This is a genomic window from Pseudomonas sp. 3MAES_34.3B, from assembly GCF_058145875.1.
Genome location: NZ_CM176960.1, coordinates 4,228,821 through 4,248,444 on the forward strand (window position 1 = coordinate 4,228,821; position 19,624 = coordinate 4,248,444).

Below are 19,624 nucleotides of genomic sequence, written 5' to 3' on the forward strand. Positions count from 1 at the left end.
GGCGAATGAACGCGGCCCGGAAAAACCGCTCAATACTCCTGTACGCCTTACGCAGCCTTGTGGATGCACGGCTGTTTGGCCTCGCAATGACCTATCCGACCCATGAGGTGCCCATGAAAATCCGTGAGCTCGCCCGGCATTGGGAACAGAACGCCACAGGCCGCCTGACCAAAACACCCTACAGCATCCATCTGGACGTTGAATCGGCCGCTCGCCTGTCGGCGTTGCAGGAAATGTATCCGAAGCATCACGCCGAAGAACTGCTCGGCGAGCTGATCGGCGCGGCGCTGGAAGAGCTGGAAACCAGCTTCCCGTATATCCGCGGAACCAAGGTGATCGCTACTGACGAAGAGGGCGACCCTATGTACGAAGACATCGGGCCTACGCCGCGTTTTCTTGCACTGTCTCGTCGTTATCTTGACGAACTGAACCGAAAAGACACTTACGAGGCAGCCGCTGCTGATCCTCAGGGTGCTACGCAGAATGGTCGATAGCCCCGTTCCAGAGCCTTCAGGAAGTAAAAATTGAATCCTTTGGACAGTTTTGTGAACTATCAGAAAAACACTTGAGTCCCAAACATTAGCCATCGCAGTAGTATGCCCGCGGCTACGCTGCCCAGGCCGCTGCCATGGATCAGTTGTTTTTTGAAAGCCCTCCTATGGAGTCGAAGATCATGAAGACTTGCACTGCCAAACCCTCGTCCAACGCAGTCCGTGGGCTCAAGCTCGCCGCTCTGGCGCTGGGCAGCAGCTTCATTCTGGCAGGTTGCGCTGGCAACCCTCCTACCGAGCAATACGCCCTGGCCCAATCGGCCGTGAACAGCGCGGTAAGCGCTGGTGGCACCGAGTACGCGGCCGTGGAAACCAAATCGGCCCAGGACAAGTTCAAGGCGGCGGAAATCGCCATGCACGACGAAGACTACGACAAGGCCAGAATGCTCGCCGAACAGGCTGAGTGGGACGCTCGCGTAGCCGAGCGCAAGGCACAAGCCGCCAAGGCACAGAAGGCCGTGGACGACGCGCACCAGGGCGTGGAAGAACTGCGCCAGGAAGGCATGCGCAACGCTCAGTAACCGCCCCGAGTGCACTTTGGACAGATAAGGAAGAACCCCATGCGTAAACATTTGATGATCCCTGCCCTGCTGGCCGTGGCCGTTAGCTTGAGCGCCTGCTCGCACGACCCGAACGCCAACCTGGAAAGCGCCCGTACCAACTACTCTTCACTGCAGACCAACCCGAAATCCGCGACCCTGGCCGCCCTCGAAACCAAGGACGCTTCGGAGTGGCTGGACAAGGCCGACAAGGCCTACCGTGAAGGTGACGACAAGCAAAAGGTCGACCAGCTGGCCTACTTGACCAACCAGCGTGTGGAGTTTGCCAAGCAGACCATCGCCCTGCGTACCTCCGAAGATGACATCAAGAACGCCGCGGCCCTGCGCGCCAAGGCCCAGCTGGATGCTCGCGACGCTCAGATCAAGAAGCTGCAGGACAGCCTGAACGCCAAGCAGACCGACCGTGGCACCCTGGTGACCTTCGGCGACGTACTGTTCGACCTGAACAAGTCCGAGCTCAAGCCCAGCGGCATGACCAACGTCATTCAGCTGGCTCAGTTCCTGAAGGATAACCCGGACCGTCAGGTCATCATCGAAGGGTATACCGACGCCACCGGCTCGGATTCCTACAACCAGAGCCTGTCCCAGGCACGCGCCACCTCCGTGATGGCCGCGCTGGTTCGCCAGGGCGTAGACGCCAAGCGCATCGTCGCTCAAGGCTACGGCAAGCAGTACCCAGTGGCTGACAACAGCAGCAGCTCGGGGCGCGCCATGAACCGTCGTGTGGAAGTGACCATTTCCAACGACAACCAGCCAGTGGCGCCACGCTCCACGATCCACTAAGCGCCGCGGTTGCATGAAAAGCCAGCCCTTCGGGGCTGGCTTTTTTGTGGGCAACGCGGTTGCGCCAACGCCGGCTGCTAGGGGTAATTGGGTATCTCACCCAGCCGCCGCAGCCCGTTGAAGTGGCTGGGGTCGTCGAGGAAGCGCAGCATCACCTGGCGGAAGGTCGGGTCGGCGAAGGTTTGCACATGGGCGCCGCGGGTGAGTTGCAGAACACGGGGCGGCGGCAAGGCCTTGTACAGTTCGATGCCGTTTTCCAGCGGTACCACGTTGTCATCCATGCTCTGGAACAACAACTTCGGGGTAGGCCCGATGTGCTCCGCGGCGGCAATGGCGCTGTCGCCGTCCGGAACCACCCACGACAGCGGCACCTGCAGGGGCCAGGTCAGCCACGAGGTACTCAGGGCAAAGCGGCCTACCTTGCGATAACTGGCGGGCGCGCCGTCGAACACCAAGGCTGTGAAACGCGCCGCTTCGCTCGGGTGCCCGGCCAGGTAATGAATGCCCAGCGCACCGCCCAGGCTTTGCCCCAGAAGTATCAAGGGCTGGCCCTGGCTTTCCGGTGCCTGGCGCAGCCAGTCGAGCGCCGCTTGTATGTCGAGGTACACACCCGGCAAGTCGGCGCTGCCTTCGGATAGCCCATAGCCGCGGTAATCCAGCATCAATACCTGGTACCCCTCGGCTGGCAGCCACCAACTGCCGCCCAGGTGGCGGGACAGGTTGCCGCCGTTGCCATGCAGGTGCAGCACCGTACCTTTGACCGGCACACCAGCCTTGGCTGGCAACCACCAGGCGTGCAGGCGAACGCCATCGGCGCTTTGCAGCGTAACCGGGCGCCAGGCCACTTTTGCCACATCAGGCGTGAAAGGCTCGCCGGGCTCTGGATAGAACAGCAGGCTGCTGCAGCCGGCCATGCCCAGCAGCAGCGCCAGCCCCAGGGCTTTAAATGATGTTCGCGTAATCCGCTTCAATGCGGTCCAGGCTCAGGTGATTGAGGAAGTTGGAGAAGCACATCCATGCCGACAGCGCATTCATGTCGCGGAACTGTTCCGGCAGGTACTTGGGCGGTGCCACCAGCCCTTCTTCCACCAGTTGGCGCAGGATACGCATGTCTTCCAGGGTGGTCTTGCCGCAGAACAACAGCGACACCTGCTCCAGCTTGCCCTTGCGAACGGCGAGCTGGATGTAGTTGTAGACCATGATAAAGCCCTTGAGGTAGGACAGGTCCTTGGTAAAGGGCAGCCCGGTAGGGGTGGAGCCGCGGAACACCCGGCTGGCGTTACCGTAGCTCTCGGCCATGCCGAAGCCTTGCTCCTGGAAAAAGTCGAATACCTGAAGGAAATCTGCCCCCTCCTCCACCATATGAATGGCCCGGGTGCGGTTGGTGAGCTTGCGCAGGCGGCTGGGGTAGGAGGCGAACGCGATCACCTCCATGAGGATGGCAAGGCCTTCCTGCGTGACGGTGGAAGACGGCGGCCCTTTGGCCAGAAAGGTGCAGATGGGCTGGTTGAGCCCGTTCAGCGTGGTGCCCACATGCACCAGGCCCTCGTGCACCTCCAGGGCGCGCACGTCCCGTTCGTTGAACATGGCGTCGGCGCGGATCTTGATGTAATCGGCTCCCGCCGCGGCATCGGCCACGATGCCATCGGATTCGAACACGCGGATGGTGCCTTCGGTTTCGCCGAATACACGGTTAAGCCGGCTTTGCAGCAGGTCCACCGCTTCCTTGGCTGTAAGGTTTTTTACCTCATCCTTGAGGTCGCCGCGGCCGTCGATCTTATTGAGGTAATCGGACAGCATCATGCCCAGGTCCGCCAAGGTGGGGTCGCCAGCATGGAAGGCATCGGAAGCCGCGCCGTAGAGCTCCTGGGAAATGAGCCCGAAATCCTCGGTGCCCCGGGCTTCCAGCATGCGCACCACCATGCGGTATTCACGGCACATGCGGCGCATGATCTGCCCTACCGGATTGAACTGCCCCAGCTGGCGCGTGACCTCGCGTTCGATGCTCTGGAATTCGACCCGCACGGCAGCCGCATCGAAGCCCAGCGGGCGGCTCTGATACCAGGCGCGGTCCACTTCAGGAAGGGCTTTGCCCTTGGCCTTGAGGAAGGTTTGGCGGACGTTGTCGTCCCATTTCACCGCATCGAGGATACGAATAGGGGTTTGCGCGGCAACAATGCGATCGGACAGCACTCGCACCGTTTGCTGGTAGTCGTCCATCGGCCCTCCTTGTGAAGTCAGCGTGCAACCCGCTTGTAGCGGGCGATTTCCACGAACACATCCGTGTTGGCCAGGTCGTCCAGCCAGGCGAACACTTGTGCCGGGCTTGAGCGCACCGCAACGCCCTGACCGTCACGCGTGTCGAAGCGCTCGCCAGCGAGCGAACCCTGAGCTATCGCCTGCTGCAAGCGCTCCAGGTCCAGGTTGTAGACCACCAACTCGTCCGCATCGCTCAGTTCGAAGCCAACGATAGCGAAGCGCCCGCCATACGCCTTGGGCATGGGCGCAGACGCGTACCACCGCCCGCCGTGACGGCTTACGGTAAAGGACGCCTGATCCCGCGGGGCAGGAGAACCTTTCTGGTAGCTGATGGCGCTGTAATGCCCCTCGGCGCCGGGCTGGATCTTGAGGTTCAGGTGCTCGCCCCAGGCGTCCCGGGCCTGCCATTGGCCCAGCAAGGCGGCGGGCGCCTTTTGCCCAGGCGGGATCGGCTCGTCGAACGTGGCCAGGCAACCACTGAGCAGCGCGCCCACCAGCATGACCGCGAACAGCGTGCGCCAGACGTTCATACCAGGGGCCTCCTTCAGGCTGCGGCCAGTACCAGGTGCATGTAGCGGGTGAGAATGTCGAGCATCCCGGTGTCTTCGGCCGCCTGGTCGGGGGCCAACAGCGCCTGATATTCCATCTGCCCGATCAACGCCGTCAACACTTGTGCGTCCTGCTCGGGGCAGCGTGAGCCCAGTACTCGCAGCATCTGGCAAGCCCCTTCGTGAAGGATGCGTTGATGCGACAGCACCAGCCCGGCCAGGCGAGGCGTGAGCAGGGCTTCCTGGCGGAAGGCTTGTTCGGCCATGAGGTAATCGCGGCGGGTGTTCAGCTGCTTGCGTACGTAGTCGGCGGTCATTCGCGCGATGGCGTCGGCCAGGCGACCGCGCGCTTCGGCCGTTTGATCGGTCGCCGCCAGCAACTGACGCAGCATCTCTTCGCTGCTGGCCCACAGCTTGGCCATGTGCGCAGCGCTGCGCTCCACATAGCGGGCGAAGGTGTCGGCCAACAGGTCTTCGATGTCTTTGAAATAGTAGGTGGTAGCCGACAGCGGAACCCCGGCTTCGGCCGCTACCGCACGGTGGCGAACGCCGCGAACGCCGTCACGCACCACGATGCGCATGGCAGCATCGAGGATGGCCTGGCGGCGCTGCTCGCTACCCTCCCTGGCAGGCTTGCGCCCCTCGTATTGCACGCTCATGGCCACGGCACTTGCCACGCCAGCAGCGCTGGTTGAAACGGTTGCGGGTTCCACTTCAGATCCTTTCAGGTTGTCGCCATCCATATCCCGGCCTCCCGGCCTGGTAGGAGCAGGTGAAACCTGCGAACCAGCCGGGAGTTCCAGTTCCCGGGCCAGCGGCCCGGTCCTGCGCGTCAGGCTTGCGGGCGCATGTGCGGGAAGAGAATCACATCGCGAATGGACGGCGAATTCGTCAGCAGCATCACCAGGCGGTCGATACCGATGCCTTCACCCGCGGTGGGCGGCATGCCATATTCCAGCGCCCGCACGAAGTCGGCGTCGTAGTGCATGGCTTCGTCGTCGCCGGCGTCCTTGTCGGCCACCTGGCGCATGAAGCGCTCGGCCTGGTCTTCGGCATCGTTGAGCTCGGAATAGGCGTTGGCGATCTCGCGGCCACCGATGAACAGCTCGAAACGGTCGGTCACGCTCGGGTTGTCGTCGTTACGACGGGCCAGCGGCGACACTTCGAACGGGTACTGGGTAATGAAGTGCGGCTGCTCCAGCTTGTGCTCGACCAGCTCTTCGAAAATCATCACCTGCAGCTTGCCCAGGCCTTCGAAGCCCAGCACCTTGGCGCCGGCCTTCTTGGCGATCGCGCGCGCCTTGTCGATATCGTTGAGGTCTTCAGCGGTGATGTCAGGGTTGTACTTGAGGATAGAGTCGAACACCGACAGGCGCACGAACGGCTCCCCGAAGTGGAACACCTTGTCGCCGTATGGCACGTCGGTGGTACCCAGCACCTCCATGGCCAGCTCGCGGAACAGCTCTTCGGTGAGGTCCATGTTGTCTTCGTAATCGGCGTAGGCCTGGTAGAACTCGAGCATGGTGAACTCGGGGTTATGCCGGGTGGAAACGCCTTCGTTACGGAAGTTGCGGTTGATCTCGAAGACCTTTTCGAAACCGCCTACCACCAGCCGCTTGAGGTACAGCTCGGGGGCGATGCGCAGGAACATTTCCATGTCCAGGGCATTGTGGTGGGTTTCGAACGGCTTGGCCGCCGCGCCACCGGGGATGGTCTGCAGCATGGGCGTTTCGACTTCAAGGAAGTCGCGCTTCATCAGGAAGCTGCGGATGTGAGCGATCACCTTGGAGCGCACGCGGAAGGTTTCACGCACGTCTTCGTTGACCATCAGGTCCACATAACGCTGGCGGTACCGCTGCTCGGTGTCGGTCAGGCCGTGGTGCTTGTCGGGCAACGGGCGCAGCGACTTGGTGAGCAGGCGCACCTGGGTCATTTCAACGTACAGGTCGCCCTTGCCGGAGCGCGCCAGGGTACCTTCGGCGGCAATGATGTCGCCCAGGTCCCAGGTTTTCACCTGTGCCAGGGTGGCTTCGGGCAGGGTTTTACGGTTCACGTAAACCTGGATACGCCCGGACATGTCCTGGATAACCATGAACGAGCCACGGTTGAGCATGATGCGGCCGGCAACCTTGACCGGGATCGCCGCAGCTTCGAGCTCTTCCTTGGTTTTGTCCGCGTACTGCTTTTGCAGGTCGCCTGCATAGCTGTCACGGCGGAAATCATTGGGGAAGGCCTGACCTTCAGCGCGCACGGCAGCAAGCTTTTCCTTGCGCAGGGCGATCAGGGTGTTTTCTTCCTGTTGAAGGGCTTGCGGGTCGAGTGGTTGGTCGCTCATGTCACATCCGTAAAAAGTCTTTCTGGGGCTTCAAGCTTCAAGCTTCAAGCTGCACGTAAAAGCAAGCTCAAGGGCTGGAAGGCAGAAGCCGGCGTAACGCCCGTCGCTTCTGGCTTGCAGCTTGCCACTTGAAGCTTGCCGCCAGGGCCCGAGGGGCCCTGTCAGAGGCCCTGTTTGAGGCTTGCCTCGAGGTATTCGTCGAGGTCACCGTCCAGCACCTTGTCGCAGTCGCTGCGCTCAACGCCCGTGCGCAGGTCCTTGATCCGCGACGCGTCGAGCACGTAGGAGCGGATCTGGTGGCCCCAGCCGATGTCCGACTTGCTGTCTTCCAGTGCCTGGGACGCGGCGTTGCGCTTCTGTACTTCCTGCTCATACAACCGGGCCCGCAGCATTTTCATGGCGGTGTCTTTGTTGGCGTGCTGGGAGCGTTCGTTCTGGCAGCTCACCACCGTGTTGGTAGGCACGTGGGTAATCCGCACCGCCGAGTCGGTGGTGTTTACGTGCTGGCCGCCCGCGCCGGACGACCGGTAGGTATCGATGCGCAGGTCCGCCGGGTTGATCTCGATCTCGATGTTGTCGTCGATTTCCGGCGACACGAACACCGCAGTGAACGAGGTATGGCGGCGGTTGCCCGAGTCGAACGGGCTTTTGCGCACCAGCCGGTGCACGCCGATTTCGGTACGCAGCCAGCCAAAGGCATATTCGCCCTTGATGTGCAGGGTAGCGCCCTTGATGCCGGCCACTTCGCCTTCGGACAGTTCCATGATGGTGGTGTCGAAGCCGCGTTTGTCAGCCCAGCGCAGGTACATGCGCAGCAGCATGTTCGCCCAGTCCTGGGCCTCGGTGCCGCCGGAACCGGCCTGGATATCCAGGTAGGCGTTGTTGGCGTCCATTTCGCCGCTGAACATACGGCGGAATTCGAGCTTTTCCAGCGAAGTGCGCAGGCGCTCCAGTTCGCTCACCACATCGGCGACCGCGCCTTCGTCGTCTTCCTCGACCGCCATGTCGAGCAACTCGCGGCTATCGGCCAGGCCACCGGACAATTCGTTCAGGGTATCGACGATGGTCGCCAGGGTGGAGCGCTCCCGGCCCAGGTTCTGGGCGTATTCGGGGTTGTTCCACACGTTCGGATCTTCAAGCTCGCGATTGACTTCGGTCAGGCGTTCAGCCTTCTGATCGTAGTCAAAGATACCTCCGAATGGTTTCGGAACGTTCGCTGAGGTCCTTGATGGTGTTGAGGATCGGGTTGATTTCCATGGCGGCTGCGCACTCACGTCAAAAGCCGGGGAGTATAGCATGCAGCGCTTGCGTGTTCATGCCCGGGCTTACGCCCGGTTGTACTGGTCAGTCGGCCACTACCACCTGATTGCGCCCGCTGTGCTTGGCCATGTAAAGGCCTTTGTCGGCGGCGAGAATGAGCAACCGGCAGTGGGTACCCGGCGCGGGCGTCATGGTGGCCAGGCCGATGCTCACCGTCAGCGGCGAGGCGGGCTCCGGGGCGTTGTGCCAGATGCCCAGCGCCGCAATGCTCTGCCGCAGTTTCTCGGCCACCAGCCGCGCGCCGGCCGGGGACGTGCTTGGCAGCACCAGCGCGAACTCCTCGCCGCCATAGCGGGCCGGGAGGTCGCTGGATCGGCTGGAGCAGTCGCGGATGGCGTCCGCCACCTTGCGCAAGGCTTCGTCCCCTTCCAGGTGGCCGAAGTTGTCGTTGTAGGCCTTGAAGTAGTCCACATCGATCATCAGCAGCGAGAGCTGGGTTTGATCGCGCATGGCCCGGCGCCATTCCAGCTCGAGGTACTCATCGAAGTGCCGACGGTTGGACAGCCCGGTAAGGCCGTCCGAGTTCATCAGCCGCTGCAACACCAGGTTGGTGTCGAGCAACTGCTGCTGGCTCACCCGCAGCGCACGATAAGCCTCGTCGCGCTGCAGGAGCGTGAGGTACGAGCGGGAGTGGTAACGAATGCGCGCGATCAGCTCGATGGTGTCAGGCAGTTTGACCAGGTAATCGTTCGCGCCCGCGGCAAAGGCAGCGCTCTTGACCACTGCGTCTTCCTTGGTGGAAAGCACAATGATCGGGATGTCCCGGGTAGACGGATGGTTGCGGTATTCGCGCACCAGCGTGAGGCCATCCAGGCCCGGCATTACCAGGTCCTGAAGGATGACCGTGGGGCGAATGCGCACGGCGTTGGCAATCGCCTGGTGAGGGTCCGCGCAAAAGTGGAAGTCGATGTTGAGTTCGGCCGCCAGGCTGCGCCGCACGGCTTCCCCGATCATCGCCTGATCATCCACCAGCAACACCATGGCCTTGTTTTCATCGGTGGACCTGTACTGTTCGATCTGCAGATCAATCATTGCGTTTTCACCTGAATACTGCCTGTGTGCCGGCGTGGCCCGTTGCGTTTGGTCATAGTGCGAAAGTTTCCATCAAGCGCGAAGCGATGCGCTCCAGCGGCCGCACCTCCACCGCTGCGTCAATCGCTATCGCGGCCTTGGGCATCCCGAACACCGCGCAGCTTTGTTGATCCTGGGCAATGGTGAGGTGGCCTCGCTCGCGCATGGCCTTGAGCCCCTGTGCGCCGTCGCGCCCCATGCCGGTAAGTAGTACGCCCACCGCGCTGCCCTGCCAGTGGCGTGCAACGCTTTCGAAAAAGACGTTGATCGACGGCCGGTAGATTTCGTTCACCGGCTCGGCGGTATAGGTCAGGGTACCGTCGCGGGTCAGGCGCAGGTGATTGTTGGTCCCTGCCAGCAGCACATCGCCCGGTTGTGGCCGGTCGCCTTCCCGCGCAAGCCTCACAGGGCGGCGGGACGCGGTAGCCAGCCAGTCGGCCATGCCCGCGGCAAACACCTCGTCCACGTGCTGAACCAGCACCAGGGCTGCGGGAAGCTCGGCCGGCAAACCCTTGAGCAGCGTTTCCAGCGCCGCCGGCCCGCCCGCGGAGGAACCAATGGCCACCAGGCACTGCGTTTGACGGCCTTGGGGCCGTACAACCGGCGCACGTTTGGCAGGCGCACCGCGCTGGCCGATCAGCCAACCGATATTGATGATCTTGCGCAACAGCGGCGCGGCGGCCTCCCGCCCGTTTCCCGCGCCAACTGCCGGGGTATCCACCACATCCAGCGCGCCATAGCCCATGGCCTCGAATACCCGGTGCACGTTCTGCTCGCGGTCCACGGTCACGATCACAATGGCGCAGGGCGTGCTGGCCATGATCTGCCGGGTGGCCTCCACGCCGTCCATTTTCGGCATGATCAGGTCCATCAGCAGTACATCCGGCCGGTCCTCGGCGCAGCGGCGCACAGCTTCTTCCCCATCCCCGGCCACCCAGATAATTTCATGGGCCGGGTCGTAGGCCAGCGCGCGGCGCAGCGCTTCTACCGCCATCGGCATGTCGTTGACAATCGCCACCCTCATCCCTCGACTCCTCCGATCAGCTCGGCGACCGCATCGAGCAACGCGTCGTCATGGAAGCTGGCTTTTGCCAAATAGTAGTCGGCCCCGGCCTCGAGTCCACGCTGGCGGTCTTCCTCGCGATCCTTGTAGGACACCACCATGACCGGAAGCGCGCTCAGGCGGGCATCGCGGCGCAGCAGCGTCACCAGTTCGATGCCGTCCATGCGGGGCATGTCGATATCGGTGATCAGCAGGTCGAAAGGTTCGCTGCGCAAGGCATTCCAGCCATCCATGCCATCCACGGCAACCGCCACTTCGTAGCCAGCCGCCACCAGCAACTTGCGCTGCAATTCGCGTACCGTGAGGGAATCGTCCACCACCAGCACTCGCTTGCCCGTGCGTTGCCGGCTGCCCTCGGCCAGCTTGTCGATGCGCTCCAGCCGGCCCGTGCTCAGCAGCTTGTCCACCGAGCGCACCATGTCTTCCACGTCGATGATCAGCACCACCGAGCCGTCGTCCAGCAAAGCCCCGGCGGAGATGTCCTGAACCTTGCCCAGGCGTGAATCCAGCGGCAGTACCGCCAGCACCCGCTCACCAATAAAACGTTCGACGGCGATGCCGTAGAGCGCATCGCGCTCGCGCACCACCACCACGCGAATGCTGCCCCCGGCATGCTGCGCGGCGGGGCGTTGAAGCAACTGGCTGGCCGCGACCAGGCCCACCTGCTGGCCCTGATGGAAGAAGTGCTGGCGGCCTTCGAGTTGAACGATATCGCCCGGCGCCAGGGCCAGGCTGTGTTCGATGTGAGCCAGGGGGAAGGCATAGGCTTCGCCACCCACATCGACCACAAGGCTGCGGACCACCGACAAGGTGAGCGGCACTTCAACCAGGAAGCGGCTGCCCTGCCCGCTCGCCTGAGTCATTTCAACCGAACCACGCAGGTCACGCACCATGTGTTGCACGGCATCCAGGCCCACGCCGCGGCCGGACACTTCAGTAACGGTATCGCGCAGGCTGAAGGCCGGCAGGAACAGGAACGCGAGCAGTTCCTCTTCGCTCAACCGGTCCACCGTCTCGGCTGGGGCCAACTGCCGCTGCACCACGCTTTGGCGCAAGCGCGCAAGATCCACGCCGGCACCATCATCGGCCAGCTCGAGCAACAAGTGCCCGGCGCGGTGCGACGCGCGCAGCCGCAGTGTCCCTTCTGCGGGCTTGCCGGCGAGCACCCGGGCTTCAGGTGCTTCAATCCCGTGGTCAACCGCATTGCGCAGCAAGTGGGTAAGCGGGCCTTCGAGCCGCTCGAGCACATCCCGATCGACCTGGGTTTTTTCGCCCTCTACTTCCAGCCGCACCTGCTTGCCAAGGCTGCGGCCAAGGTCCCGGACCATGCGCGCCTGGCCGTTCAACACGTCGGCGAATGGCCGCATGCGGCACGCCAGGGCGGTGTCATATAACTGTTGGGCACGTTGAGCCGCGTCCCAGCCGTAATCGTCCAGCTCGGCCGCCTGGCCTAGCAACACCTGCTGGGTTTCCCCCAGCATTGTCCGCGCCTGGGCGAGGGCCGCGCGAACGTCCTCCATGGGCTGGCCGGCGTCGAGGCTGTCCTTCAGATCATCCAGCGCGCGCAGGCTTTGCGCCTGCATGCGCTTGAGCCGCTGCAGGGTGGCCAGGTACGGTTTGAGCCGCTGGGTTTCAACCATGGCTTTGCTGGCCAGGTCCAGTAATGCGTTGAGCCGCTCGGCGGTCACTCGCAGCACACGCTCGCCTTCGTTACCGCGGCGTGGCCCTGCCGTATCCGGCGCGGGCTCTTCCAGGGCAAGCGGCGCCGGGCTTGCGGCCATTTCTACGGGCGGCGGCTCGCTTGCCGGTGGCGGCGTGAACTGCGCAGCGGCAGGCGCCGAGGCTGGATCGAGCGCGACTGCCAGCTGCGCCATGAACGCCTGGATATCCGCAGCGCCGGGCGCCTTGTCCGGGACCGCAATGCGCATGAGCAGGTCCGTGCCCTGGAGCAAGGCGTCGATGTGGTCGGCGCCCAAAATCAGATCCCCGGCCTGAGCGGCAACCAGGCAGTCCTCCATCACGTGAGCGACTTGCACACCGGCATCCACCCCCACGATCCGGGCAGCACCCTTGAGCGAGTGGGCCGCCCGCATGCAGGCCTCCAACTGCGCTGGGTCATTGGGGTTGCGCTCCAGCGCCAACAGGCCCGCGCTCAGCACGCTGGTCTGCCCCTCGGCTTCGAGCGCGAAGAGTTCCAGCATGGAGGCGTCGCGCATTTGCTCGGGGGTCATGTGAGGCTCCGGGTGATAGCCACCATCAAGGCCTGCTCGTCCAGCACCCGCAAGGTGCGGGGCCCATCCGTGAGCACGGAGAGGGTGAAGCGGCTGCCTTGAGGGCTGGCACCCGCTTCGATCAGGTGCTCATCGAAGCGGCGGATGCCATCGACCTCGTCCACCGGCACTACCACCGACCCGCCCTGCGCGGCCAGGATCAGCAAGCGCGGCACCGCTCTCCCGCTTGTCGCTGCAGCCTGCTCCGTTTCAATGCTCAACAGCTGACCGAGGGCGATGCATGGCACCAGCGCACCGCGCACGTTGGCCACGCCCATGAGGGTACGGGAACGCTGGTGCGGGACAGAATGCACCGGCTGGCTGGGCGCCACTTCTACTAGGCAGCGGGTGGCCAGGCCCAGCCATTCGCCAGCGATACGGAACACCACCAGCGAGCGTGACGGAACGGCTACGGGGGCCTCGGGGTAGACCAGTTCGCCGGGCTCACGCTGCAAGCTGTAGCGGTCCAGCAGCAGCGTTGCGGCGTCGGCGAATACCGGGCAATTCAGGCAGCGTACGTATTCCACCAACCGCGGGCAGGAGCTGTCGCCGCGCACGCCGATGGTCTTCCAGCAGGCGTCGAAGGTGACGGCCGCACCGTCGGCCGAATAGGTCAAGCCGGGCCGCTGTTGGTCGCTCATGCCTTGGGCTCCTTCAATGCGCGCGTGGCGCGCGCTTGCAACCGCCGGGCGCCTTCGGCATCACCGCGGGCGGCCAGCAGCATGGCCAGGTGGGCCAGCGCTTCAGGGTGCTGTGGCTCCAGGTACAGGGCCTTGCGATAAAAGTTTTGCGCCTCTAGCGCATTCCCGCCGGCATCGCTCAACAGGCCCAGCCAGTAAAACACCTGGGCCTGGGGCGGGTGGTCCTTGAGGTAGCGCTCGCACGCTGCGCGGGCCTCGGCGCTTTTCCCGGCATCTGCGAGCGCTGCGATCTGGGCCAGCAAAGCGGCTGAACCTGATGCTTCGACAACCGGGGCTGCCGGTGACACAGGGCGAGGCACGGGGGGCATCGTCACGGTTAATGGAGCAGGGCGAAGCGCTGGCCCGGCGGCGGGCAGCGGTAACGGCGTGTGCAGCCGCGGGGCCGGCGCAGGCTCCGGCTGGCGTACAAAAGCAAACGCCTGTGCCAGCCCCAGCGGGCGCATGCCCTTGGAGGCCAGCAGGCTACCTTCCGCCGGCCCGATGAACAGCACGCCGTCCTCGCGGGTGAAGGCTTTCAAGGCGTTGACCGCTTGCTGTTGGGTTGGCACATCGAAATAGATCAGCAAGTTGCGGCAGAACACAAAATCATAGGGTTGTTCGCCGGCCAACAGCAAAGGGTCGAGTATGTTACCGGGCTGCAGGCGGATCTGCTCCAGCAACCGGGGCTGCACGTGATGCCCCTCGGCGGTGGCGGTGAAATATCGCGCCTGGAAAGCCTTGTAGTCCCCTCGGAAGGAATTGCGGCCATACAGGCCGCGGCGTGCCTTGGCCAGGGACTGCGGGCTCACATCTACCGCGTGGATCACAAAGGCGGACGCTGGCAACCCGGCGTCGAATAACGCCATGGCCAGTGAATACGGCTCCTCCCCCGTGGAGCACGGCAGGCTCAGCACGCGCAGCGGCCGTGCGCCGCCCTGCTCGTGCCAGCGTACCCTCGCCAGGCGGCCAAAGGCGGCAAAGGACTCGGGGTAACGCATGAACCAGGTTTCCGGAACGATCACCGCCTCGATCAGCGCCTGCTGCTCGGCGTCGTCGCTGCTCAGCAGTGCCCAGTAGCCTTCGAGCGTGGCCAGCCCCAACGCTGCCTGCCGCTGACGCACCACCCGCTCGATCATCGCCGGGCCTACCGAGGCGGCGTCCAGGCCGATGCGCTGGTACAGGAAGTCGAGGAAGCGCTGGTCCATGCTCAGGCACCCTCCCCGTCGAGCAGGGCCGCGTTGTCCGGGGCATACAGCAGCGCTTGCGCGCGCTCATCCAGCAGCTCGTCCACGGTGATCCACTGCAACAACCCACGGGCGTCTTCCCGGATGGGCCCCAGGTAGCGCGCCTCGGGGTTGGCCAGCCCATAGGGCTTGAATTCAGCCGGGTCGCAGCGCAGCGTTTCGCTTACATGCTCCAGCACCAACCCCAGGCACAGGCCCTGCTGGTAATTGACCAGCACTACGCGGGTACTGGTGCGGCGTACCGCAGGTTCGCCCAGGGCCAATGCACGTACGTCGATCACCGGGACAACTTTGCCACGGTAGGCGAACACGCCGCCAACCCACGTCGGCGCGTGCGGCACAGGTTTGAGCGGCAGCAGCGGCAGCACCTCTACTACTGCCCGCGCAGGCAGCGCGAAGCGTTGTTCGCCAAGGGTGAACAACAAGAACAACGTGCCCGTCGGCTTGACGGTCGGTGCCCCGGGAGCGTTCATGCGCGCGCTGGCCATTACACTCGGAAACGCGACACGCCGCCGCGCAAGCCTGCGGCGACCTGGCTCAGTTCGTCGATGGCCGCGCTGGCCTGGCGCAACGAGTCGACGGTCTGGCTGCTGGCATCGCTCAACTGCGCCAGCGCATGGTTGATCTGCTCGGCGCCCGTGGCCTGGGCCTGCATGCCTTCATTGACCATGAGTACCCGGGGTGCCAGCGCCTGTACCTGATGGATGATCTGGTTCAGTTGCTCTCCCACCTGTTGAACTTCAAGCATCCCGCGGCGCACTTCCTCCGAGAACTTGTCCATGCCCATCACGCCCGCCGAGACCGCTGACTGGATCTCACGCACCATCTGCTCGATGTCGTAGGTCGCCACGGCGGTCTGGTCGGCAAGGCGTCGCACTTCGGTCGCGACAACAGCGAAGCCGCGACCGTACTCGCCTGCTTTCTCCGCCTCGATCGCTGCGTTAAGGGACAGCAGGTTGGTCTGGTCTGCCACCTTTACGATAGTGACCACCACCTGCGTGATGTTCCCCGCCTTCTCGTTGAGGGTCGCCAGCTTGGCGTTCACCAGGTCAGCGGCGCCCATCACGTGCTGCATGGTTTCGGCCATCCGGGCCAGGCCCTGCTGGCCGTTGCCAGCCAACAGCGAAGCCTGGTCCGCAGCCCCGGTCACCTCACCCATGGTGCGCACCAGGTCGCGCGAGGTAGCGGCAATTTCACGGGAGGTAGCGCCGATTTCACTGGTGGTGGCGGCAGTTTCGGTAGCCGTGGCCTGCTGCTGGCGAGACGTGGCGGCGATTTCAGTCACCGAGGTAGTAACCTGTACCGATGAGCGTTGCGCCTGGGAAACCAGGGCGTTGAGTTCATCCATCATGGCATTGAACCCGGTTTCGATCGCGTTGAATTCATCCCTGCGGCCAAGGCTGAGCCGCACGCTGAGGTCACCGGCACGCATCACTTCGAGGATGCTCAACAGCTTGTTGGTAGGTGCCATGATATTTCGCAGCAACAGCAGCCCACAGCCGATCGCCGCGATCAGCGCGACCAGCAGGCAGCACAGCATCACCAGCTTGGTAGTGGCCACGGTCCGCTCGATGGACGCACCGGCTTCCTCCGCCGCCTTGCGGTTGAGGTCTACCACGGTGTTGATCTGTTTGCGGCCCGATGTCCATGCAGGGGTAAGCTCCTGCTCAAGCAGCTCCATGGCTTCGGTGAAGTGGCGTTGCTGGTAGGCGGCCAGGGTTCGCTTCAGCGCCGCTTCGTACGTGCCGCGCCAGCGCTCGAACTCGGTGAAGGCGGTCTTTTCTTCATCGCTGCGCAAGGTTTGACGGAACACCGCCATCTGCGTGGCCAGGCGCTCGGCGAAGCCCTTGTACTGGTCCTCGTCGGCGGTGATCAGTTCCCGTTGGTAGCTCAACCCCAGCAACTGCTGGGTATACAGATAGCTGTCCGACCACACGCCGCGCATCATCGAACTCGAATACACCCCAGGAATGCTCTCGCTACGGAGGCTGGCCGCCTCCTGCTCGATCATCATCAGCCGGGTGTAGGCGATGAGCACCATGGACAGCATGATGGCGACCACAACAGCAAAACTCGCCAGGATCCGATGGCGCAGAGTCCAGTTCTTCACAATCACTCCTCGAAGGTAAGCGCGCGCGCGAAAGCCGGGCAGTATAGACCACCGGCCTTGCAGCAAGGCGCGTACTTTCAGCCATCCCGGGGCGCAACGCCAGTGCGCGATGGTACGAAATTGCCATCACTTGGTTTGTGGGGTGATACAGCAGATCTGCCGTTATAAATCATCGGTAAGGCTTATTAGTCCTTTGCCCTCTACCATTCACCGCCGCCAGGCCCACTCATTCCCCACCCCCGGTTTTTCCGATATAACACCGTTCACCTCGGCCTTTCAGATAGCTGCCCATGATGACCCTGCGTCAGATTCGCCATTTCATCGCGGTTGCCGAAACAGGCTCGATTTCGGCGGCGGCGCAGGCGGTGTTTATCTCTCAGTCCACCCTTACGGGGGCAATCCAGCAATTGGAGGAGGAGATCGGCGTAAGCCTGTTCAATCGGCACGCCAAGGGCATGAGCCTGACGCATCAGGGGCATCAGTTTCTGCGCCAGGCGCATTTGATCCTCGCCACGGTAGACAACGCCAAGCGCAGCTTGCAACAAAGCACGGACCAGATCAGCGGCATCCTTACCATCGGAGTCACCAGCCTTGTCGCGGGTTATTACCTGGCCAACCTGCTCACACGGTTTCAGCGGGCCTACCCTAACGTCGAGCTGCGGGTGATGGAGGATGAACGCCCTTACATCGAGCATTTGCTACTCAACGGGGAAATCGACGTCGGCGTGCTGATCCTTTCCAACCTGGAAGACCGGCATGCCCTGCAAACTGAAGTGCTGACCCACTCGCCGCACCGTTTATGGTTGCCTGCGCGGCATCACTTGCTGGAGCGGGACGACATCTCACTCGCGGATGTCGCCGCCGAACCGCTGATCCAACTGAACGTGGATGAAATGGACCACAACGCCCAGCGCATCTGGCAGCACGCGGGCTTGCGGCCTCAGGTGAGCCTTCGCAGCGCTTCGACAGAGGCCGTGCGCAGCCTGGTCGCTGCAGGCCTGGGCGTGTCCATTCAGCCCGACATGACCTACCGGCCATGGTCGCTGGAAGGCGATATCATCGAAGCGCGCAGCGTGGTGGACCTCACCCGCACACTCGACGTTGGGCTGGCTTGGCGTCGCGGCAGCGCGCGCCCGATGCTGGTAGACCCCTTCCTTACCGTGGCGCGGGAACAGCACGCCCGCAAGCATTCGATTTAACCGAACGCGGCTTTCGATATTAGGAATTTGTAGCTACCACGCCGCTGCGCCTAGGCTCAGGCAACCCAGCCAGCCCGAGCCTGTGCCATGAACCCATCAGCCCAGCCAGAGCCCTTCCGTACCGCCCTACTGATCGATGGCCAGCTCGTTGCCGGGGAAGGTGCCGCGGAAAGCGTTTTGGACCCAAGCGATGGCAGCTGCTTGGCGCTGGTCGCCGAAGCAAGCCCGTCCCAGGTGCAGGCCGCCATTGCCGCTGCCGCTCAAGCCTTTCCCACATGGGCCAGAACCACGCCCCAACAGCGCGCCTCACGCCTGCTGGCCATCGCCGATTGCATCGAGGCGCAAGCGGACCGCCTGGCCCGGATTGAAGCCTTGAATTGCGGCAAGCCCCTGCACCTGGCCCGGCAGGACGACCTCAGTGCCTGTGTGGACGTATTCCGCTTTTTCGCCGGTGCCGTACGTTGCCAGACAGGGCAACTTTCCGGGGAATATGTGCCGGGGTACACCAGCATAGTGCGGCGCGACCCCATCGGCGTGGTAGCGTCCATCGCCCCGTGGAACTACCCCCTGATGATGGCCGCCTGGAAGCTCGCGCCGGCGCTGGCCGCAGGCAATACCGTGGTGTTCAAGCCATCCGAACACACCCCTTTGTCGATCCTGGCGCTGGCACCGGAGCTGGCCGAGCTGCTGCCGCCCGGCGTGCTGAACATCGTTTGTGGCGCCGGCGACGGCGTGGGCGGGCAGCTGGTGAGCGACCCCCGGGTGCGCATGGTGTCGCTGACCGGAGATATCGTTACCGGGCAAAAGGTGCTCCAGGCTGCGGCGCGCACCCTCAAACGCACCCACCTGGAGCTCGGCGGCAAGGCGCCGGTGATCGTGTGCGATGACGCCGATATCGATGCCGTGGTGGAGGGCATCCGCACCTACGGGTATTACAACGCCGGCCAGGACTGCACCGCCGCCTGCCGTATCTATGCCCAGGCAGGCATCCACGACCGGTTGGTGGAAGAACTGGGCGCGGCGGTCGCAAGCCTTCGCTATGCCAGCAAGCGCGACGAGGACAACGACCTGGGCCCGCTGATCAGCGCCCGCCAACGCGACCGCGTGGCCAGCTTTGTGCAGCGCGCCTTGAGCCAACCGCATATCGAGCGGGTAACCGGCGCAGCCGCGCATTCAGGGCCGGGCTTCTTCTATCAACCCACACTGCTCGCCGGCTGCCGCCAACAGGATGAGATCGTTCAGCGTGAAGTGTTCGGGCCGGTGGTGACCGTCACCCGGTTCGATGAGCCCGGCCAGGCCCTTGCATGGGCGAACGAATCCGAATATGGGCTGGCCTCCTCCGTGTGGACCCGCGACCTGGACAAAGCGCTGCAGCTGGCGGCACGGCTGGAATACGGCTGCACCTGGATCAACAGCCACTTCATGCTGGCGAGCGAAATGCCCCATGGCGGGCTGAAGCGTTCGGGGTATGGCAAGGACCTGTCCAGCGACTCTCTCCAGGATTACAGCGTGGTGCGCCACATCATGGCGCGGCAGCGGGAGGTACTCAACTGACCCCTGCACCTGGCTCACCATTCCAATAATCAGCGCCCCGCGCGCCTGCTTGCTTACTGCCCCGACCATAATTTGAA

18 protein-coding genes are annotated in these 19,624 nt (G+C 63.6%); 5 read left to right on the top strand and 13 right to left on the bottom strand.

All coding sequences use genetic code 11. From position 1 onward, the window contains the following. Window positions 1-113: 113 nt before the first annotated feature. The 3 genes from AC3Z8Y_RS18800 (at window position 114) to lptF (ending at window position 1,894) form a co-directional block, all read left to right on the top strand. Window positions 114-494, top strand: coding sequence for a pilin assembly protein (locus AC3Z8Y_RS18800; protein ID WP_490090042.1), 381 nt, complete (start codon window positions 114-116; stop codon window positions 492-494). Window positions 495-658: 164 nt separating this feature from the next. Further along, the gene (locus AC3Z8Y_RS18805) at window positions 659-1,072 is read left to right on the top strand and encodes a DUF4398 domain-containing protein (RefSeq protein WP_490090043.1); all 414 of its coding nucleotides are present in this window, start codon (window positions 659-661) and stop codon (window positions 1,070-1,072) included. 39 nt (window positions 1,073-1,111) lie between these two features. Continuing rightward, window positions 1,112-1,894 (top strand): lipotoxin F family OmpA-related lipoprotein LptF, encoded by a 783-nt coding sequence (lptF, locus tag AC3Z8Y_RS18810; RefSeq protein ID WP_490087102.1) that lies wholly within the window; start codon window positions 1,112-1,114, stop codon window positions 1,892-1,894. Between the two features lie 77 nt (window positions 1,895-1,971). Here lptF and AC3Z8Y_RS18815 read toward each other — a convergent pair whose 3' ends face one another. The 13 genes from AC3Z8Y_RS18815 to AC3Z8Y_RS18875 all read right to left on the bottom strand — a co-directional run bounded on the left by AC3Z8Y_RS18815 (window position 1,972) and on the right by AC3Z8Y_RS18875 (window position 16,794). Continuing rightward, window positions 1,972-2,865: an alpha/beta hydrolase gene (locus tag AC3Z8Y_RS18815; RefSeq protein WP_490087103.1), complete on the bottom strand. Its 894-nt coding sequence runs from the start codon at window positions 2,863-2,865 to the stop codon at window positions 1,972-1,974. Then, entirely contained in the window at window positions 2,837-4,114 is a 1,278-nt protein-coding gene (locus AC3Z8Y_RS18820; RefSeq protein ID WP_490087104.1) for a flavohemoglobin expression-modulating QEGLA motif protein, read from the bottom strand. The genes AC3Z8Y_RS18815 and AC3Z8Y_RS18820 overlap by 29 nt, the downstream gene beginning before the upstream one ends. A gap of 17 nt (window positions 4,115-4,131) precedes the next feature. Beyond that, window positions 4,132-4,683, bottom strand: coding sequence for a hypothetical protein (locus tag AC3Z8Y_RS18825; protein WP_490087105.1), 552 nt, complete (start codon window positions 4,681-4,683; stop codon window positions 4,132-4,134). A gap of 14 nt (window positions 4,684-4,697) precedes the next feature. Further along, window positions 4,698-5,444: a TetR/AcrR family transcriptional regulator gene (locus AC3Z8Y_RS18830; RefSeq protein WP_181111407.1), complete on the bottom strand. Its 747-nt coding sequence runs from the start codon at window positions 5,442-5,444 to the stop codon at window positions 4,698-4,700. 89 nt (window positions 5,445-5,533) lie between these two features. Beyond that, window positions 5,534-7,036: a lysine--tRNA ligase gene (gene lysS / locus AC3Z8Y_RS18835; RefSeq protein ID WP_490087106.1), complete on the bottom strand. Its 1,503-nt coding sequence runs from the start codon at window positions 7,034-7,036 to the stop codon at window positions 5,534-5,536. Between the two features lie 161 nt (window positions 7,037-7,197). Then, window positions 7,198-8,293 (bottom strand): peptide chain release factor 2 gene (prfB, locus tag AC3Z8Y_RS18840; RefSeq protein WP_490087107.1). Its coding sequence is split into 2 segments (ribosomal slippage): window positions 7,198-8,220 and window positions 8,222-8,293, totalling 1,095 coding nucleotides; the frame shifts between segments, so codons are not numbered across the junction. A gap of 87 nt (window positions 8,294-8,380) precedes the next feature. Further along, window positions 8,381-9,388: a diguanylate cyclase gene (locus AC3Z8Y_RS18845; RefSeq protein ID WP_181111404.1), complete on the bottom strand. Its 1,008-nt coding sequence runs from the start codon at window positions 9,386-9,388 to the stop codon at window positions 8,381-8,383. 52 nt (window positions 9,389-9,440) lie between these two features. Next, window positions 9,441-10,451, bottom strand: a complete 1,011-nt coding sequence (locus tag AC3Z8Y_RS18850) for a chemotaxis response regulator protein-glutamate methylesterase (protein WP_490087108.1) — start codon at window positions 10,449-10,451, stop codon at window positions 9,441-9,443. Continuing rightward, window positions 10,448-12,721, bottom strand: coding sequence for a hybrid sensor histidine kinase/response regulator (locus AC3Z8Y_RS18855; protein WP_490087109.1), 2,274 nt, complete (start codon window positions 12,719-12,721; stop codon window positions 10,448-10,450). The genes AC3Z8Y_RS18850 and AC3Z8Y_RS18855 overlap by 4 nt, the downstream gene beginning before the upstream one ends. Next, window positions 12,718-13,401: a chemotaxis protein CheW gene (locus tag AC3Z8Y_RS18860; protein ID WP_490087110.1), complete on the bottom strand. Its 684-nt coding sequence runs from the start codon at window positions 13,399-13,401 to the stop codon at window positions 12,718-12,720. The genes AC3Z8Y_RS18855 and AC3Z8Y_RS18860 overlap by 4 nt, the downstream gene beginning before the upstream one ends. Next, on the bottom strand, window positions 13,398-14,651 hold the full coding sequence (locus AC3Z8Y_RS18865) for a CheR family methyltransferase (protein ID WP_490090044.1): 1,254 nt from the start codon (window positions 14,649-14,651) through the stop codon (window positions 13,398-13,400). The genes AC3Z8Y_RS18860 and AC3Z8Y_RS18865 overlap by 4 nt, the downstream gene beginning before the upstream one ends. Further along, entirely contained in the window at window positions 14,648-15,157 is a 510-nt protein-coding gene (locus AC3Z8Y_RS18870) for a chemotaxis protein CheW (RefSeq protein WP_490087111.1), read from the bottom strand. The genes AC3Z8Y_RS18865 and AC3Z8Y_RS18870 overlap by 4 nt, the downstream gene beginning before the upstream one ends. 14 nt (window positions 15,158-15,171) lie before the next feature. Then, complete coding sequence (locus AC3Z8Y_RS18875) at window positions 15,172-16,794, bottom strand: methyl-accepting chemotaxis protein (RefSeq protein ID WP_490087112.1); 1,623 nt, start codon at window positions 16,792-16,794, stop codon at window positions 15,172-15,174. Between the two features lie 290 nt (window positions 16,795-17,084). On the opposite strand from AC3Z8Y_RS18875, the gene AC3Z8Y_RS18880 reads away from it, so the two are divergent. Together AC3Z8Y_RS18880 and AC3Z8Y_RS18885 are read left to right on the top strand one after the other, a co-directional pair. After that, a complete protein-coding gene (locus AC3Z8Y_RS18880; RefSeq protein ID WP_490087113.1) occupies window positions 17,085-17,993 on the top strand; it encodes a LysR substrate-binding domain-containing protein in 909 nt (302 codons plus the stop codon). 87 nt (window positions 17,994-18,080) lie between these two features. Next, window positions 18,081-19,547: a gamma-aminobutyraldehyde dehydrogenase gene (locus AC3Z8Y_RS18885; protein ID WP_490087114.1), complete on the top strand. Its 1,467-nt coding sequence runs from the start codon at window positions 18,081-18,083 to the stop codon at window positions 19,545-19,547. Window positions 19,548-19,624 lie beyond the last annotated feature (77 nt).

What these genes read in the sequence shown, in the direction of transcription:
- lptF (WP_490087102.1), top strand. Translation starts at nt 1,112, where the DNA reads ATGCGTAAACATTTGATGATCCCTGCCCTGCTGGCCGTGGCCGTTAGC.
- AC3Z8Y_RS18850 (WP_490087108.1), bottom strand. Translation starts at nt 10,451, where the DNA reads ATGAGGGTGGCGATTGTCAACGACATGCCGATGGCGGTAGAAGCGCTG.
- AC3Z8Y_RS18845 (WP_181111404.1), bottom strand. Translation starts at nt 9,388, where the DNA reads ATGATTGATCTGCAGATCGAACAGTACAGGTCCACCGATGAAAACAAG.
- AC3Z8Y_RS18830 (WP_181111407.1), bottom strand. Translation starts at nt 5,444, where the DNA reads ATGGATGGCGACAACCTGAAAGGATCTGAAGTGGAACCCGCAACCGTT.
- AC3Z8Y_RS18855 (WP_490087109.1), bottom strand. Translation starts at nt 12,721, where the DNA reads ATGACCCCCGAGCAAATGCGCGACGCCTCCATGCTGGAACTCTTCGCG.
- AC3Z8Y_RS18885 (WP_490087114.1), top strand. Translation starts at nt 18,081, where the DNA reads ATGAACCCATCAGCCCAGCCAGAGCCCTTCCGTACCGCCCTACTGATC.
- AC3Z8Y_RS18825 (WP_490087105.1), bottom strand. Translation starts at nt 4,683, where the DNA reads ATGAACGTCTGGCGCACGCTGTTCGCGGTCATGCTGGTGGGCGCGCTG.
- AC3Z8Y_RS18820 (WP_490087104.1), bottom strand. Translation starts at nt 4,114, where the DNA reads ATGGACGACTACCAGCAAACGGTGCGAGTGCTGTCCGATCGCATTGTT.
- AC3Z8Y_RS18805 (WP_490090043.1), top strand. Translation starts at nt 659, where the DNA reads ATGGAGTCGAAGATCATGAAGACTTGCACTGCCAAACCCTCGTCCAAC.
- lysS (WP_490087106.1), bottom strand. Translation starts at nt 7,036, where the DNA reads ATGAGCGACCAACCACTCGACCCGCAAGCCCTTCAACAGGAAGAAAAC.
- AC3Z8Y_RS18800 (WP_490090042.1), top strand. Translation starts at nt 114, where the DNA reads ATGAAAATCCGTGAGCTCGCCCGGCATTGGGAACAGAACGCCACAGGC.
- AC3Z8Y_RS18860 (WP_490087110.1), bottom strand. Translation starts at nt 13,401, where the DNA reads ATGAGCGACCAACAGCGGCCCGGCTTGACCTATTCGGCCGACGGTGCG.
- AC3Z8Y_RS18880 (WP_490087113.1), top strand. Translation starts at nt 17,085, where the DNA reads ATGATGACCCTGCGTCAGATTCGCCATTTCATCGCGGTTGCCGAAACA.
- AC3Z8Y_RS18870 (WP_490087111.1), bottom strand. Translation starts at nt 15,157, where the DNA reads ATGAACGCTCCCGGGGCACCGACCGTCAAGCCGACGGGCACGTTGTTC.